Genomic DNA, 14,487 nt, shown 5'->3' with positions numbered 1-14,487 from the left:
CAAGATCAGTTGGCAAATCCGGTCAATCGAGGGATCGTCATCGAAAGTGCCGGTATGTAGGTGATCAGGAAGATCACCGCGATTTCTACCGCCAGGAACGGCAGAATAGCCTTGGCGATGGTTTCAACCCTTTCCTTTGAAACCGACGCTGCAACAAATAGGACCAGTCCCATGGGCGGTGTGGCCAGACCAATGGTCAGGTTCACGCTCATGATGATCGCGAAGTGAATGGGATCAACGCCCAATTCCACGAAGATGGGCCCAAGGATCGGTCCGAGAATGATGATGGCCGGGCCTGCGTCCAAAAACATGCCGACGATGAAAAGCAGCAGATTGATCAGGAACAGCAGGATCAGTGGGTTTTCAGACAGCGACAGCACGAAATCCGCCATGATCTGCGGTGCGTAGCTGAGGCTGACGACAGTCTTGAACGCCATTGCGGCACCCACCAGCAGTAATACCACGGCCGACGTGATGCCGGCTCGGTTCAGGATGCCAGGGATTTCTTTCATCTTGAGGGAGTGCAGCACGAAGAACCCGATGATCAGCGCGTAGGCCACGGCGACCGCCGCTGCTTCCGTCGGTGTGAAAACACCGATCAGAATGCCGCCAAGAATGATGATCGGCGTCTGCAGCGGGGCAACAGCCTTCTTGCATACCATTCTGAAATCGTCCGAAACAGCTCCGCGCAGACCCATCAGAATGAAATGCGACATGCCCAGAAGCGCCACGAAGAGGATTGCCGTCGTGCCGCCCGTCAATTCAAGTGACATCTGGCCGGCAATGGCAAAGGCGATGGCAAGCAGCACGGATGCCAGGTTGATCCGCAAAAGCGCGAACGAAACCCAGTATTCCACCGTGGCCATTTTCTGGCCCGGGTTTACGATCCGCTGCGCCTTGGGCAGATCGTATTTGTCCGCCATCAGACGGACGACAATCATGAGGCCGACACCGACCATCACGCCGGGCACAATCCCTGCGAGGAAGAGCGCGGCCACGCTCTCACCCATGACATAGGCGTAAATGATCATGATGCCGGACGGCGGAATGATCGGCCCGATGACGGAGGAGGCTGCCGTAACGGCGGCTGCAAACCGGCGGGTGTATCCCTGCTTTTCCATGGCCGGAATAAGCATGGAGCCAAGCGCCGAAGTGTCGGCAACGGCGGACCCGGAAAGGCCTGCAAAGAGCATGGAAGACAGAATGTTCACATGCGCAAGGCCGCCACGCAGGTGCCCCATGAGCGCCTGGCTGAATTCAACCAGACGGGTCGTGATGCCGCCCTTGTTCATGAGCTCGCCGGCGAGCATGAAAAACGGAATCGCCATCAGAGGAAAACTGTCCATACCGTTGTAAACGTTGCGGTACAGCAGCGTGATGTCGCGTTCTTGTCCACTCATCCACAACAGGATGCCCGGCGCTGCGAGCAGGCCGAAGAAGACCGGCAGACCGATCATCAGGAAGAACAGGAAGACAGGGAGGAACCAGATCAGCATCAGTCAGCCCCCGCCATGTCAGCATCCGGAATGGCCGGCAGGCGGTCATCGCCGCCGACAATCGAAATCACGTTTCGAAGGATAAGCTCGATGTTCACCAGCGTCAGCAGAACGACCCCGACAAGAAGCGACATCATCATCCAGCTTCGCGGCACGCGGATCCATTCCGTCAAGGTGAAACTGCCTGGGACATAGAGGGACGCGGTCGCAAACTTGCCGCCGAAACCCGTCACCTCGGCATAGCCGATCTGTACGGCGATCACGAGAACAAGAAACGATATGAGCAGGAGGAAGAGCGAGAGCAGCCGTCCGATGGACTGGGGCAGCGCGTGACCGAGCATGTCGATCGCCACGAAACCGCCGCGCCGGAAAGCCGTCGGCGCCATGAGCCCGGTCATCCACAACATGCAAAAACGCGCCGCCTCGTCAGGCCAGGGCAGCGCGTTGTTGAACACGTATCGGAAAACGACCTGTATCAGTATCGCAACGACCATCAAGGCTACCGCTACGATGCCTATCGCCCGGCCAATCCGCAACAGCTGCGAATTGACGTAAGCGAGCGGTGCAAGAACCGCCAGCAATGCCCCCATCCGGGCTCCTCCCTTGTACTTCTTATCCGGCCGGGCGCTTCCGTCCGGCCGTGTGCTCTCACTCTGGAGCGATTTGTCCGAGTTTGCCTGCAAAAAATGTCAGCGCCTCCCCATGGCGCATTTCTGCCTGCATAACCTGACCCAAGACTATCAGGTGATCGCCGCCTTCATAAGCGGCAAAACGTTTGCATTCGAAACGGGCAAGACAATGCTCGATCAAAGGCACACCGTTTTCGTCGATTGTGTGCGGCAACTGGTCGAACGCGTGCGCGTTGCGCACGAAACCGTTGCACACTTCAGCCTGATGATGGCTGAGAACATGAATGGCGTAGTTTTCCGCAGTCTCGAAATACTGGAACCTGCGCGAGCCTTTGTCCGGCATCCAGAGAACGAGCGGAGGATCCAGCGAGACGGACGAAAAGCTGTTGGCTGTAATGCCGACAGGTCCGTCTTGCGAACCCGTGGTGACAACGGTCACTCCGGTGGCAAAACGGCCGAACGCATCACGCAGGAGCCGGGTGTTTTCGGTATGCGGCGCAAAGGTAACGGGATGATTGGCATTTTGCATGGTCATCAGGGTACCTCATTTCCAAGGGCGGCCTCGTAGAGCCGGTACCAGGTTTCACGATCCAGGGTGACTTTGAGAGCATCGGAGATTTTCGCGATGCGCTCCGGGTTATTGGTTCCCATCACCGGCAGCAGTTTGGCCGGGTGGTGAAGAAGGAACGCGACCGCAACGGCAGACCTGTCGACGCCAAATTGAGCCGCAAGCTCATCCAGGATGCCGCCGAGTTCCCCACTCTCGGAGATCAGGGCTCCGCCACCGAGTGGTGACCACGCCATGAGCCTGTTGCCAAGACGCTGGTGAAATGCGAGATCGCCGTTTGTAAACGGAGAAATTTCCGACAGCGAAATCTCAATCTGGTTCGTCACAAGGGTGTTGGACATGGCGGATTGCAGCAACTCCCAGTCCCACGGACGGAAGTTGGAAACGCCGATGTTTTTCACCTTGCCGCTTTTGACCAGATTGTCGAGCGCAGCGCCCGTTTCATGATGGTCCATCAGCGGGTCGGGACGATGAATCAGCAAAAGGTCAATTGTTTCGATACCCATGTCACTCAGCGAGTTCTCGACCGATCTGTCGATATGGGCACGCGAGGTGTCGTAGTGTTTCACCTTCGCGTCAGCGTAGCGGCCAACCGGCGCGACAATGTCGCATTTCGTGACGATTTCCATGCTGTCGCGCAGGGAGGGATTGGCCTTCAACGCACCGCCAAGGACGGCTTCCGCTGCATAGCCGCCATAAATGTCAGCCTGGTCGAACGTGGAGATGCCCTGATCCAGGCACAATTGGATTTTCTTTTCCACATACGCGGGCGACGTGTCCGCATCGTCACCAAGCCGCCACATGCCATAGATGAGACGGGAAAATTGCAGGGTGTCGGAAAGTTTGACACGTTCCATTAGCGGCGGACTCCATTGCCAAGCGGGGTTGCAGGTGTTTCGGCCGGAACACGGCCGTATGCATGCGGAAGCGAGCAGGTCTTCAGGTTCGGCAACACGCGCGCGCCGAAATGCTTTGCTTCTTCGATGTGCGGATAGCCTGAGAAGATGAACGCACGGATGCCCATCTTCTGGTAGGCCTCGATTTTCGACATGACCTGGTCGGTGGAGCCGACAAGAGCAGCGCCGCATCCGGACCGGGCCCGGCCAACGCCGGTCCAGAGGTTCGGCTCAATGTATCCGAATTCGTCTGCGACTTCCCGGTTCTTGGCCTGGTGGCTGACGCCGAGCGACTTTGCGTCCAGAGCACGTTCGCGAATGGCCGTACCCTGCACGTCGTCCAGCTTCGAGACGATGTAGTCGGCGTATTCCTGCGCTTCCTTTTCCGTATCGCGGACAATCATGTGAACGCGCAGGCCATAGTCCAGGGTGCGCTCGTATTTCTCGGCAACCTCGTTGACCGCCTTCATGCGGCCTTCGAGTTCCTCGATCTTTTCAGGCCACATCAGGTAAACGTCGCAGTGCTGTCCGCACAGGTCCAGCGCCGCCGGCGAGTAACCGCCGAAATAAAGGAGCGGGCCACCTGTTTGGTAGGGTTTCGCCGGATCTGTCGTCAAACCCTTGAAATTGTAAATTTCGCCTTCGTAGTTGATTTCATCCCGGGTCCACGCCTGTTTCAGGATTTCAACAACTTCGCGCGAACGCTGGTAACGGTATCCGCTGTCTGCCTGTTCGCCCGGAAAATCTGAAGAGATGATGTTGACCGTCAGCCGGCCTTCCAGCATGTGGTCGAGAGTTGCGATCGTGCGGGCGAGCATGATCGGCTGCATTTCTCCGCAGCGCACAGCTGCGAGCAGATTGATTTTATCGGTGATCGGAGCGCATCCGGCGACGAATGACAGCGTGTCCTGACCGACCTGATAGGAAGACGGGCACAGGATATTGCGAAATCCCTGTTCTTCCGCAGTTGTCACGATTTCGGAACAATGTTTCCACGATGACCGCAGGTCGCCTTCCGGAAATCCCAGAAACTGATAATCGTCTGAGCACAGCGCGGAGAACCAGGAAACTTCCGCGGCGTCGAGGTCTGGAGATGTCACTGGGACAACTGTCATAAAATTTCTCCCTGGAGCCGTCCGCACTGGTTCGAACGCACACCTTTGGCTCTAACTCATTCAAATCGATCCGTTTTCAGCGACAGGACCGCGTGCGGCTTAGGCGATTTCAGATCGAGGTTTCATTTGATTTCGAACGGGTTCACTTTACCGTCGATTTATTCTTGCTTATCATCCGCATTGATGTAAATCAATAGTGTATCAATTTAAAAAGCCAGGCCGCTTGACCCCATGCAATCATCGTCGCAGACCTCAAATGCGCTGCCGCTCTATTTGCAGATCAGCGAGCTTTTGATCAGGGATATTGCCGCAGGGCGACTGATCGACGGAGAGCGTTTGCCACCCGAACGCGACATGGCGGACGAATTGGGGATTTCCATCGGAACACTTCGAAAGGCGCTTGCCGACCTTACGGAGAAAGGCCTACTCGAGCGGGTTCAGGGTTCGGGAAACTACATACGCCAGGGCCGTACCCAGGAAAGCATCTACGCGATGTTCCGGCTGGAACTCCTGAGCGGAGGCGGATTGCCCCGGGCCGACATCCTGAGCTTGGAGCGCCTGCGGAAGCCGGATGAGTTTCCTGATTTCGGCAAAAGTCCGGAAGGCACGCGGATTCGCAGGCTGAGATATCTCAACGATGTCATAATTGCAGTCGAGGAAATCTGGCTTGACGGAGATGCGGGTTTTGTGAAACGAGACCTGCTTTCGGACTCCCTCTACAGGTTCTATCAGAAGCATCTCGGGTTCTGGATCACGCGCGCGGAAGATCGTGTGACGATAGGCGAGGTGCCCGATTGGGCCCCGGAAGACTTCACGATGAAGCCGGGGACACTCACAGGTTTCATCGAAAGGTTCAGTTGGTCGGACAGATCCGAGCCGGTCGAATATTCACGCACCTGGTTCGATACGAACAGGGCGCACTACGTACAGCGGTTGAAATAGGCGGGCCGCGAGAAGCCTGCCGTGTAGGAGACTTGGATGCCTGCGAAGGTAAGATACGGTGTTATCGGTTGCGGAATGATGGGTCAGGAGCATCTGCGGAATATCGCGTTGCTGCCTGACACTGAGGTCTCGGTGATATTTGAACCCGACGCAGAGATGTCGGCGAGAGCCGCCGAGATCACCCCGGCGGCGAAATTCGTTTCCTCCGTCAGCGATCTTCTTGAGGTGGATGAGCTGGACTGCATCCTGATCGCGAGCCCCAACCACTGTCATGTCCCACAAATGCAGGAGATCCGCCAGAAGCGCCCCTTGCCGTTGCTTGTCGAAAAGCCTCTGTTCACGGATCCGAAGGAGCAGGCGGAACTTGAAGCGTTCAAGGCTGCCTATCCGGCACCGATCTGGGTCGCGATGGAATATCGGTATATGCCCGCAATTGCGGCACTGATCGATCGCGTCGAAGATGCGACCGGTGGTATCAAGATGCTGACGATCCGCGAGCACAGGTTCCCGTTCCTGCAAAAAGTCGGTGCCTGGAACCGTTTCAACCGCTATTCGGGTGGCACATTTGTTGAAAAGTGCTGCCACTTTTTCGATTTGATGCGTCTGATGACGAAGTCCGAACCGGTTCGCGTGATGGCCTCCGCCGGACAGGACGCCAACCATAAGGATGAGGTGTATGACGGCGAACAGCCGGATGTCCTCGACAATGGTTACGTGATCGTCGACTTCGAAAACGGCTCGCGCGCTTTGCTGGATCTTTGCATGTTCGCAGAAGGCTCGAAGTATCAGGAAGAGGTCGTGGCCATCGGTCCCGACGGAAAAATCGAAGCATTTGTTCCCGGTCCCGGCCGGTTCTGGCCGGAAGATCTCGGCGAGCCGCCCGTTGCGCAACTTGTCGTTTCTCCGCGTAACCCGAAGAGACCGCACAGCATCGATATCCCAGTGGATCCTGCGCTCCTGGACGCTGGGGATCACAACGGGTCCACGTTCTATCAGCATGAACGCTTCGTGGCTGTCGTGCGCGGTGAAATCGACTTGCCGGAAGTGACCCTCGAAGATGGTTGGCGCGCTGTGGAAATGGGACTGGCGGCTCAGCAGTCTGCGCGCTCCGGTCAGGTGGTCACGCTCTCTACGCCAGGTGTTTCTTCGGTTGCCTGCTGAAAGACCCGCTAGGGCATGAGTGCCAGTCAGGGAGTGCGGCAGACGCTACTTGCTTTGAAAGATTAAACGGACCGGCGCGAATGCGGACGCGCCGGTCCGCATTTGCTACCAACGATCGACGGGACGCACGATGGGGGCTGTATTCGTGCTGAAACCGTTTCGTCCGCGGCGCAAATTGTATTCGCGGATTGCGACTTTGTATTCACGTCCACTATGGGTGTTTTTGCATTGCTGTTTGCGAAGGGCGACGTTATTCGGCACCCCCTTGTGGTTCTGAACCAGAACACAGAAGACGTCGTATCGGCCGTTGATCACGACGTTGCGCCGAGCTCCCTGGGCGACAACAATCTGGCGATGGCGGTGGAAATCGGCATCGAACAGAAGAAAATTACAGTATTTGGCGTTGCCGTTGGGCGTCTGTGTGCTCTCGCAGAAAAATGTTTCGGCTGCTGCCTCTGAAGGTGCGAAGGTCGCTGCGAGCAGGGCAAGACCCGCACCGCTCAACAAGGCTCTCAAAGCGAATTTTCCGGGCATCATTGTCAAAACCTCCTAGCCTTACAGGCCTTTGAAATCTGTGTCATGCTGCTGTGAGAACGAACTTAATGCCGCGTTCGTTTCATGACCTGTGACGCTGGACACAGGGAAAGAATGCTGCGAAAGATCGGTTTGATAATTCGGATTGCAGATTTCGGAAAAGTAACCGGAGGCTGTGAGCGTCATTGGCAAACAAGCATTTTCCGCCTTTGGGAGGGCCATATGCGCAAGACAATTTCGGTAATTCTGTCTTCGGCATTGATTGTTCAGACCGTTTTTGTGCACGGAGCATTTGCCGCTCCGGCAGTCACGACGGCCAAAGTGAATTTCCGGCAGGGCCCGGGGACCGGTTTTGGATCCCTGGGTACGGTGCCGAACGGAGCGCAGGTCGAGCTTGAGAACTGTGACGACACCGGAGCCTGGTGCACGGTCAGCTATAACGGGCAGAATGGCTTTATCAGCGGCCAGTATCTGCAATTGACCGAACCTGAACAGACGACCGGTTGGCCGCGATCATTTGAAACCGATGGCGGTGCGACGCTCATCCTCTATCAGCCGCAGTTCACGGCCTGGGACGATTTCAAGACGCTCAACGCGCTGGTGGCTGCCGAATACATCAAAGACAAGGATGCACAGCCGGTTTTCGGGGTAATCGGCGCCAGCGGCGAAACGGTTGCCGATCCGGCGAATGGTGAGGTTGCCGTCAGCAACATTCGCGTCACGGAGCTGGATTTTTCGGCTTTGGACAGGGCCTCGCTGACAGACCTCACGTTGCAGGTCGGCAAGATCATGCCCACCGGAACCATTACGGTGAAAGAGGACAGGATCACCGCGGGCCTTGCTGAATATCAGCGCATGGAAGACGTGAAGGGGCTTAACGCTGAAGCGCCTCCGATTTTCGTATCGACAGAGCCCGCGATCCTGGTTCAGACCGAAGGCGCGCCCATCCTGGCGCCTGTAAAGGGGGACCAGGGTCTGAGCTTCGTGGTCAACACCAACTGGGACATCCTGAGGATAGACGATACGGAAGAATTCTATCTTCGCGACGAGAAATCCTGGCTGATGACCAAGGACGTTTCTACCGGTTGGGAAACGGTTTCGGAGCTACCGGACCTTATTTCCAACCTGCCCGAAGACGACAACTGGTCGGAAACACGCGAAGCGATCCCGCCGCAACCTTTCGCGGACAACACGGCGCCGAAGGTCATTTATTCCGACAAGCCCGCTGAAATGATCGTTTTCGAAGGCGAGCCGAAGCTTGAACCCGTTGAGGGCACCAATCTTGAATGGGCATCCAACACAGACAGCGACGTCTTTTTCCTGAAAACCACGTCAACCTGGTACATTCTGGTGTCCGGACGCTGGTTCAAGTCGGCCTCGCTCGACGGACCGTGGGAATTCACAACCCCCGACATGCCGTCCGATTTTCTGAATATCCCCGAAGATGCGCCTTACTACTCCGTGAGGTCGACCATTCCGGGGACCTCAGAAGCCTCGCAGGCACGTCTCAAGGCAAGTATTCCGACAACCGCCCGCGTGGAAGTCGGGTCTGTCAGTGCAGACATTGCCTATGCCGGCGATCCGGAATTCGAGCCGATCGAAGGCACTTCGATGTCTTATGCGGTCAACACCAACGACCAGGTCATTCAGGTTGGCGCGAAATATTACGTTCTACAAAACGGTGTCTGGTTCGTCGGTGACAGTCCGGAAGGGCCTTTCGTCGTGGCAACGTCTGTGCCTGACGAGATTTACACGATTCCGCCGTCGTCTCCCGTCTACAACACCACATATGTTCGCGTTTACGAAACCGAACCCAATGCGGTCTGGTACGGCTATACGATGGGGTATGTGACCGGCTTCCTTGCGTGGGGCGTCTTTGTCTATGGAACCGGGTGGTATTATCGCCCGTGGTACCGGCCGGGCATCCGGCCGATCTATTTTCCAAGACCCGTAACCTATGGCATTGGTGCCTTCTATAACCCTGTTCGGGGCGTTTACGGGCGCTACGGCTATGCGTATGGCCCACGGCGCGGCATTGCCGGAGGTGGTATCTACAATCCACGCACCGGCGGATACATTCGAGGTGCCGCGATCAGCGGGCCCCGCGGCAGCGCCGGCTTCATAACCGCCTACAATCCGCGCACCGGCAACCGGATTGTTGCCGGCGGTGCCCGCGGCATTTACGGATCCTGGGGCGGTGCCGCTGTGTCCGGGCCGCAATGGTCGCGCACGCGGGATATCCAGGCGGATGCGGTGAACAGGTGGAAACAGGACGGGAATCTCGGGCGTGTTGCCAGCCTTGACCGGCGCAACGACGTCTTTGCCGGTCGTGATGGCTCCGTCTACAGGCGCGATGGCGAAAACTGGCAGAAGTTCGAAGGTGGCCGCTGGGGAGACGTTGCTGCTCCGTCGCGTGAAAACCTGCAGAACCGTTTGGGTGACATCGGTGCCGGTGCTGCTATCGGGGCCGGGGCAGGGGCTGCGATTGCCAACCGTCCGGCGGGAGACCGATTGCAGAACCGGCCGAATGCCGGGCAGGGCAATCTCCAGCGGCCTCAGAACCGTCCCGCTGGCCAACGCCCTAACGTGAACCGTCCGGCGAACCCTCCGGCTGGACAAAGGCCGAATGTCCAGCGGCCTGCACAGCAGCCCAATGTCCAGAGACCGAATGTGCAACGCCCCGCGCAGCGGCCGGCAACACGCCCGGCTCCGCAGACACGGCCCGCGCCAGCCCACCTGAACCGGGATGGGAAGGCCCGGAATGCTGGCAACCGTCAGGTCAACCGGCAACGCAACGTTCAACGGACCAGGCCGCAGCAGACCCGGCCAAAGCAAAGCAGGCCGCAGCAGGCCCGCCCGAACCGCGGTGGCGGCGGCAACGTGAAGCGCCGGGGCGGCGGGCACCGCAGGCGCTGAGCCTGCTTGCCACAATCGGAATGCTGAGGGCATCAGATCTTAAGCCGTGCCCGGCGGGTCAGATCGGCAGGTCGCGGGAATCCGCGATCGCCTCCATCGTCATGTAGGACGTTACCGTATCCAGATCGATTTTTTCGATAAGACGTTGATAGACGCGGTCGAAGGCGTTCATGTCCTCCGCAACGACCTTCAACATGTAGTCGTAGTCACCCGCTATTCGGTAGAAGTCGATAACGTTGGGAATGGCGGAAACTTCCTGCCTGAAGGTTTGCAGCCAGTCCTTGGAATGGTGACGCGTACGGATCATCACAAAGACCGTAAGGTTGAGACCGAGACGCGCCGGATCGAGCCTGACCGTGTGTCCTTCGATAAGACCGCTTTCATAAAGCGTCTTGAGCCGGCGCCAGCAGGCGTTTTGCGACAGACCCACGATATCGGCGAGTTCGCGTTGCGACAGTCGCGCGTCCCGCTGCAGGGCACGCAGCAAGGACCTGTCAATCTGATCGAAAACTTTCTCCATTGGCAATCAAATGACACAGAAACGGTCCATTCGCAAAGGAAATAGGTGAAGTTTACCAAGCTTGGTTGGTCATATGATTGATTCGAAGAAATTCGGAGACACATATGACGCGTATTACGGGAACGGCAATCGATCATTTCAAGGCGGCGCTGAAGGGACCGCATCTGGCTGACAGACTGCGCGCTGGTCTGATCGGTGAGGGTGCGAGCATTGCGGGGCCGATGGGCGAATGCGAGCTGATCTATGCAGACTATGTGGCGTCCGGCAGAGCCCTTCGTCAGGTCGAGGAATTTGTCCTTGAAGAAATCCTGCCGGTTTATGCCAACAGCCACACCGAGGCGTCGTATTGCGGCAGCGTCATGACCCGGATGCGCGAGGCTGCACGCTCCGAAATTGCACGCATTTGCAATGCAGACGACCGCTTTGCCACCGTGTTTTGTGGCTCAGGCGCGACTGCGGGTCTTAATCGTCTGGTTCATCTTCTCGGCGTGTCCGATGCGGTGGAACGAGGCGAAAATCCGCTGGTGATCCTGGGTCCTTACGAGCACCACTCCGATATATTGCCGTGGCGCGAAAGCGGTGCGCAGGTCATCGAGGTCGGCGAGGACGAAACAGGCGGTCCAGACTTGCACGAGCTGGAGAGCGTGCTTGTCACGGCAGGTGGCGACCGTCTGATTGTCGGGGCCTTTTCGATGATGTCGAATGTCACCGGCATCGTAACTGATGACCTTAATGTCACCCGCCTTCTGAAAAAGTATGGCGCTTTGAGCGTGTGGGATTGTGCCGGGTCCGGCCCTTATCTGCCGATAAATATGCAGCCGGCCGAAAACGCGCAAAAGGATGCCGTTGTTGCCTCACCGCACAAGTTTATCGGCGGTCCGGCGTCTTCAGGCGTCATGATCGTTCGAAAAGAAGCCGTGCGCAGAACGGCTCCGGTCTTTCCGGGCGGCGGTACCGTGCGTTTCGTGTCCCCGTGGGGGCATGATTTTGCGGAGAACATTTCAGTGCGCGAAGAAGCGGGCACGCCGAATGTAATTGGCGACATTCGTGCGGCCTTGGCCTTTCTCGTCAAGGAGGCAATCGGTCAGCGTTTCATGGACATTCGAAACAGAGCGCTGCGAGACAAGGCGCTTACTGTGTGGTGTAAAAACCCGGCGATCGAAATCATGGGCAATCAGGACGCCCGCCATATCCTGCCGGTTTTCTCCTTCAGGGTCCGCGATCTCGAACGCGGCGGCTATATTCATCAGCAACTTGTTACAAGAATGCTGTCGGATGCCTATGGGGTTCAAGCGCGCGGCGGTTGCGCCTGTGCCGGGCCCTATGCGCATCGTCTGCTCGGTATCGGACGGGAGGAATCTCAAGCGCTTCGCGAAGGAATTCTGTCCGGCGAAGAACTCAAAAAACCCGGATGGACACGGTTGAATTTTTCGGTTCTGCTGACAGAGGAAAAGGCAGACAGGATCATCGCAGCGGTCGAAGAACTGGCTCGAAATCCTTATCCGCTCGCTGACGGATACGCCTGCGATGAGGAAACAGCACGCTTCAGTGTCGCTCAGGCGGCTGCATAGGAAGGTATTTCAATATGTGCCGCTGGGCAGCCTGGAGCGGAGCTCCAAGATATCTGGAAGAGGTGATCTGCGATCCGGCGCACTCCCTGATTGATCAAAGCCGGAATGCGCTATCCTGCAAAACCGCGGTCAACGCCGACGGCTTCGGGGTTGCCTGGTACGGTGACCGGGAGACACCCTGCCTTTACAAGGATGTCCGTCCTGCCTGGTCAGATCCGAACCTCCTTCAAATCGCGCGGCACATCCGGTCCGGACACTTTCTGGCGCATGTGCGCGCCTCAACCGGAACTGCGACGACGCGGGACAATTGCCATCCTTTCACGCATGAGCGCTGGGCATTCATGCACAACGGCCAGGTCGGGGGATATGACAAGGTCCGCCGGCGCCTCGACAATATGATCCCCGATGACCTCTACAGGCATCGCATGGGCGGGACAGACAGCGAGTGCCTGTTTCTGATAGCGCTTGCCTATGGTCTGAAATTGCATCCGCGAGCGGCAATGGCGCGTGCGGTTCACGAAGCAGAGGCGCTGTCTCGGTACGCAGGGGTCACGCCGAACATGCGCTTTGCGTCGGCCTGGTCGGACGGAAAGACGCTCTATGCTGCGCGCTACGCGTCCGACAACTTTGCCCCGACGCTTTATTTTCGTGAATTTCCGGACGGCGTCATGGTTGTCTCAGAACCCTTGGACGAGGCCTCCGATCGCTGGGTTGAAGTGCCGCAGGGCCACATGATCGAAGTCCGGGACGGACGCGTGACAACCCTCGCATTTCACAGCCGCGAAGAGCTTGCTGAAGCCTGAGTCCAACCATTCCCGGACCAAAGCCCCCCGTCATCCGGTGTGGCAAATGCGGACTGCTGAGCCCGGCCTTTGCAGCAGGTTCCGTAGCTTAACGTAAAGATTACAAAGCCTTAATTTGTACGTTGGCAAACCATACCCAAATTCTCCGCAGGGACAGATTGTCATGAGACATATGGAGAATAGTCGGGATGGTAACCTATGCTGCCGCGACAAGTGCGCTTGAAGATTATAACGAAAATTCAGCACATCGCCTGAAAGACATCGACGAGCACGGCGAGTTGCTTCGCGAGCTCGCGCTTCGCACATTCAATATTGCCGAAACGCCAAAAGTGGCTGATTTCGGCTGTGGTCCGGGACTGTGCAGCTTGAAGGCTGTTCGTCCGGTATTGGAGACCTGGGCCGGCGAGGCTCCGAGGAAACAGCTATCGGCGTGTTTCGCAGACCTTCCAGGCAACGACTGGGGCGTGCTGCGCGAAACGGTGTTCGGGCAACAGGGACTGGTTTCCGGTCACAATGTGCCGCAGATCGAAATGCTGGCCGGTGACTTTTACAACCAGATGCTGTCCGGCGAATCCGTCTCGTTGGCAATCTCCTTTTTTGCCACGCACTGGCTTCGCAATCCGGTCTATCTGCAGTCTCAGAACGCTTTTTGGTTTTCCGATCTGCAAGCGCATCAATATCAGCGCTTGAGGCAGGTCGCGATGGCCGACTTTGCCCTCTTCGTCAAGAAACGCGTCAATGAACTCGTTCCTGGAGGCAGCTTGCTCGTTTCGACCTTGGGGTCGTCCTCAGCGGAAACGGCACCAAACGGGATCGTTCCCTCAAACAACGTGGTGGTTCCCTTTACCAGGGAAGTTCTCCAGGACATGGTGGCCGACGGGATACTGGATCAGGTTTTCCTGAACAACTTTCTCTTTCCGGTCTGGTACCTCACCAAGGAAGACGCCAGACAAGCGATCCTGCAGAACGAGGAACTGGCTGCGAGCTGCGACATAGAACTTGTTCAGGTGAGATCGCGCTCACGCGAAGAAAGCGATCCATACGCCCGCTTCCTGGATCAGCCGGAGGTCTATGCGCGAAAGAAAATGCTATCCGATCGTCCTATTCTTCAGACCACGCTCGAGGAAAACGTCTTTCGCCGGTGCGCGCAGTCGCCGGAAGAACTTCGGCTGCTTTCCGAGGAATTCTTCTCCCGCATGGAAAGAGCAATCCTCAGCGACGTTCTTGCCGGACCATACCGGCGCCACATCGAGCGCAAACGTGTTCTGACCGTCGTTTTGAGAAAGAAGCTGACACAGTGCTGAAAAGCGAGGTCTTCGGTTGGCACGCATTCAGG

Annotated in this window: 13 protein-coding genes; 6 read left to right on the top strand and 7 right to left on the bottom strand. The window is 57.4% G+C overall.

The features are described from left to right. Positions 1-5 precede the first annotated feature (5 nt). From Q0915_RS12520 to Q0915_RS12500, 5 genes are read right to left on the bottom strand one after another with little or no spacing between them, the layout of a single operon-like run. Positions 6-1,496 carry a TRAP transporter large permease gene (locus tag Q0915_RS12520; RefSeq protein ID WP_299471859.1) on the bottom strand — a complete coding sequence of 497 codons (1,491 nt, stop codon included), beginning with the start codon at positions 1,494-1,496 and terminating at the stop codon, positions 6-8. Next, positions 1,496-2,086, bottom strand: a complete 591-nt coding sequence (locus Q0915_RS12515; protein ID WP_299471858.1) for a TRAP transporter small permease subunit — start codon at positions 2,084-2,086, stop codon at positions 1,496-1,498. Before Q0915_RS12515 ends, Q0915_RS12520 begins: the two co-directional genes overlap by 1 nt. Before the next feature lie 58 nt (positions 2,087-2,144). Beyond that, positions 2,145-2,660: a flavin reductase family protein gene (locus Q0915_RS12510; protein WP_299471857.1), complete on the bottom strand. Its 516-nt coding sequence runs from the start codon at positions 2,658-2,660 to the stop codon at positions 2,145-2,147. After that, a complete protein-coding gene (locus Q0915_RS12505) occupies positions 2,660-3,550 on the bottom strand; it encodes an aldo/keto reductase (RefSeq protein ID WP_299471856.1) in 891 nt (296 codons plus the stop codon). Before Q0915_RS12505 ends, Q0915_RS12510 begins: the two co-directional genes overlap by 1 nt. Then, on the bottom strand, positions 3,550-4,704 hold the full coding sequence (locus Q0915_RS12500) for an LLM class flavin-dependent oxidoreductase (RefSeq protein ID WP_299471855.1): 1,155 nt from the start codon (positions 4,702-4,704) through the stop codon (positions 3,550-3,552). Before Q0915_RS12500 ends, Q0915_RS12505 begins: the two co-directional genes overlap by 1 nt. Positions 4,705-4,935: 231 nt before the next feature. On the opposite strand from Q0915_RS12500, the gene Q0915_RS12495 reads away from it, so the two are divergent. Both Q0915_RS12495 and Q0915_RS12490 read left to right on the top strand, forming a co-directional pair. Then, a complete protein-coding gene (locus Q0915_RS12495) occupies positions 4,936-5,646 on the top strand; it encodes a GntR family transcriptional regulator (RefSeq protein ID WP_299471854.1) in 711 nt (236 codons plus the stop codon). 36 nt (positions 5,647-5,682) lie between these two features. After that, positions 5,683-6,807: a Gfo/Idh/MocA family oxidoreductase gene (locus Q0915_RS12490; RefSeq protein ID WP_299471853.1), complete on the top strand. Its 1,125-nt coding sequence runs from the start codon at positions 5,683-5,685 to the stop codon at positions 6,805-6,807. A gap of 105 nt (positions 6,808-6,912) precedes the next feature. Here the strand turns inward: Q0915_RS12490 and Q0915_RS12485 are convergent, their stop codons facing one another. Then, positions 6,913-7,344, bottom strand: a complete 432-nt coding sequence (locus tag Q0915_RS12485) for a hypothetical protein (protein WP_299471852.1) — start codon at positions 7,342-7,344, stop codon at positions 6,913-6,915. Positions 7,345-7,563: 219 nt separating this feature from the next. Between Q0915_RS12485 and Q0915_RS12480 the strand changes: the two genes are divergently transcribed. Beyond that, positions 7,564-10,257, top strand: coding sequence for an SH3 domain-containing protein (locus Q0915_RS12480; protein ID WP_299471851.1), 2,694 nt, complete (start codon positions 7,564-7,566; stop codon positions 10,255-10,257). Positions 10,258-10,315: 58 nt separating this feature from the next. Here Q0915_RS12480 and Q0915_RS12475 read toward each other — a convergent pair whose 3' ends face one another. After that, positions 10,316-10,777, bottom strand: a complete 462-nt coding sequence (locus Q0915_RS12475; protein WP_299471850.1) for an Lrp/AsnC family transcriptional regulator — start codon at positions 10,775-10,777, stop codon at positions 10,316-10,318. Between the two features lie 104 nt (positions 10,778-10,881). Here Q0915_RS12475 and Q0915_RS12470 point away from each other — a divergent pair, with 104 nt between their 5' ends. The 3 genes from Q0915_RS12470 (at position 10,882) to Q0915_RS12460 (ending at position 14,455) form a co-directional block, all read left to right on the top strand. After that, positions 10,882-12,348, top strand: coding sequence for an aminotransferase class V-fold PLP-dependent enzyme (locus tag Q0915_RS12470; RefSeq protein WP_299471849.1), 1,467 nt, complete (start codon positions 10,882-10,884; stop codon positions 12,346-12,348). Between the two features lie 14 nt (positions 12,349-12,362). Then, complete coding sequence (locus tag Q0915_RS12465) at positions 12,363-13,151, top strand: class II glutamine amidotransferase (RefSeq protein ID WP_299471848.1); 789 nt, start codon at positions 12,363-12,365, stop codon at positions 13,149-13,151. Between the two features lie 188 nt (positions 13,152-13,339). Beyond that, positions 13,340-14,455, top strand: a complete 1,116-nt coding sequence (locus Q0915_RS12460) for a hypothetical protein (RefSeq protein ID WP_299471847.1) — start codon at positions 13,340-13,342, stop codon at positions 14,453-14,455. Positions 14,456-14,487 lie beyond the last annotated feature (32 nt).

Source organism: uncultured Roseibium sp., from assembly GCF_947494555.1.
GTDB lineage: Bacteria > Pseudomonadota > Alphaproteobacteria > Rhizobiales > Stappiaceae > Roseibium.
Note: the sequence above shows the minus strand (reverse complement) of the source record. Positions and strands in the feature narration are given on the sequence as shown.